The 2085-nt window shown below is 39.8% G+C and carries 3 protein-coding genes; all 3 read left to right on the top strand.

What is annotated here, in order from left to right; genetic code table 11:
* The first annotated feature begins 135 nt into the window (after positions 1–135).
* The 3 genes from MMG91_RS29105 (at position 136) to MMG91_RS28715 (ending at position 1452) form a co-directional block, all read left to right on the top strand.
* On the top strand, positions 136–366 hold the full coding sequence (locus MMG91_RS29105; RefSeq protein WP_405046573.1) for an EndoU domain-containing protein: 231 nt from the start codon (positions 136–138) through the stop codon (positions 364–366).
* Positions 363–794, top strand: coding sequence for a HEAT repeat domain-containing protein (locus MMG91_RS28710; protein WP_310661443.1), 432 nt, complete (start codon positions 363–365; stop codon positions 792–794). The genes MMG91_RS29105 and MMG91_RS28710 overlap by 4 nt, the downstream gene beginning before the upstream one ends.
* Positions 795–951: 157 nt before the next feature.
* Positions 952–1452 (top strand): DUF2247 family protein, encoded by a 501-nt coding sequence (locus MMG91_RS28715; protein ID WP_310661444.1) that lies wholly within the window; start codon positions 952–954, stop codon positions 1450–1452.
* Positions 1453–2085 lie beyond the last annotated feature (633 nt).

The raw sequence follows: 2085 nt of genomic DNA on the forward strand, positions 1-2085 counted from the left end.
ACTGCCTAAAAAATTAACAAAACTCACCTCAACGCTTCAAAATGTAAAGAAAGGGGACAGATCTATTTTCATGGTGTGGAAAATAAATCTGTGCCCTTTTGTCTATAAGCGACTTGAATCCAGTAGGTACTACATATGTCAGCCGCGAAGTCTCCGAATAGGCATACTTTTGCGCCTAAAACTTGGAGTGACGCAAAAATACTTAAAGTCACTGACGAGGTAGCATTAGAGCCTGGAAGAGTTATACGCAATGAACCCGGAGCATTAATTACCGAACACACCAAAATCGTGGACGGCGTTGAATGGCAAGTAATTAAAGAAAACGGTGTAGTGACGTCATCTTATCCAACAGGAGCCACCCCATGAAAAACTACGAAAAAGACGAGACTTATGAAAAGCTTCACTCATGGATCGGTGATTCAGAAGAATCAAACTGGACTGAGTACAGTACAGAGCTTGTTGCAAAATCAGTCCTTATAGACTTCAAAAATCAGCAATGGGAACGATTAGAGCAAGAAATACTACAAAAGCCTGAGTATTGGCAACAGCGTTGCGCCGTTTCATTGGGTGAAGACAGAACAGAACAAGCGATTAAACTCCTAAAACTATTGCTTTCCAGCTCCTGCTACAAAGATGTAAAAATCATCGCAACATACGAACTCGACTGGGCAGAAGTACCTATAGGAAAAAAATACGCACCTTTCATCAGAGAACTTATAGAGACAACACCTATTTATGAAATTGAGCCAGAACTCAACAGATTACTCGCCAAAGCTGAAGCAGCAGAAAACTAATCACAAAAAATTGACCCAACAAGGGACATATTTATTTTTCATTTACATAGTAAATAAATCCGCCCCCTTTCGGCCCTCATCAAAGATTCATCCCTAATGGAAAAATGACTGGCACACCAAATCAAATCCCATCAAGACTGCCCAAGTAGATACGAAAATGAAAAATCTTTCGCTCGACGGCCATTACATATACAAAAAAAATCCATGGATAAATTGGAAGGAACTTCTATATGGATTTGAGCACGGCTTTGTAGATGAAAAAGGAGTATCGAAATACGCTTGTAAAACCCTAACAGAAAAGTCCCCACAAGAAGCTATTGAGCTCGCCACATTGCTACCTCACGAAACTTATTTGGCCAGTAGCTTACTCCAATCACTGGCAGATAAGGACCTCTCCCCAACAACAGACTCCACCAAACCTTGGATTTTTTTATTACTTTCTTTTTTACTTGAGCATAAAGAAGACTATGAAGATCCGCTTGAAATAGTTGAAGAGCTGTACGCAAACTTCGACTACCCAGAAAAAATTGCCTCTTTAGTTAGATACATGCCTGCCCCCGAAGGAGTCGAAGGATCCGAAGAGAGGCTCTTTGAAAATTGGAAAATTACCTTATCAGCTTATAAGGATTTCTTCGAACAACAGAACAGATCCATTTAATAAGAAGCAAAAAATAGGACAGCTTTATTTTCTATGCACCTGAAAGCAAACCTATCTCACTTTGGCTCTTTATTTGCTGCCAAAATTCGTTCACAGGAGAAGCATTCAATAAATGATCCCAAGAAAAGTCTGGTGGGGTCTGGAAGCGAAATCGTATACAGAAATCGCGCAGAAGTTCCCTACAAACGACGACTCCTTACGCAGATGGATTGCTATATACGCGATATATCATTTAAATTTTACAAATAGATATCCAGGAGAGTTTTATTATAAATTTCTGGAAGATGCAAAAAACTCAAAATATGTAGTAATAGATCTCACAATACCAAAGTTCATAATTGAAACAAGGGATAGCATTGGAAGCAGTGACACCGCCATTATTAAGTGTCAAGCGCTTGAAACCGAAGAAGAGATAAATGACTACCTTCAAGAGAACAGCATCGATCCAGAGCTATTCACTCCACCTTGGACATGTGACTATCCGCTAGACTGAAAAGGAGACACCCATTAGCCCTCACATCTATTGGCCAAATCAATTTGAGGAGCAAAAATGAACAACCGAAAAGTCATCCCGCGAAGCGTTTGGTACGGACTAAAATGTGGACATCATCAATATCGAATAAAAAACAGTGG

It is taken from the genome of Pseudomonas sp. JL3 (assembly GCF_031570575.1).
In the GTDB taxonomy this organism is placed as follows: Bacteria; Pseudomonadota; Gammaproteobacteria; order Pseudomonadales; family Pseudomonadaceae; genus Aquipseudomonas; species Aquipseudomonas cucumis.

Bases quoted from the DNA above. Each gene is read 5' to 3' on its own strand.
- MMG91_RS29105 (WP_405046573.1), top strand. From the start codon at position 136: ATGTCAGCCGCGAAGTCTCCGAATAGGCATACTTTTGCGCCTAAAACT.
- MMG91_RS28710 (WP_310661443.1), top strand. From the start codon at position 363: ATGAAAAACTACGAAAAAGACGAGACTTATGAAAAGCTTCACTCATGG.
- MMG91_RS28715 (WP_310661444.1), top strand. From the start codon at position 952: ATGAAAAATCTTTCGCTCGACGGCCATTACATATACAAAAAAAATCCA.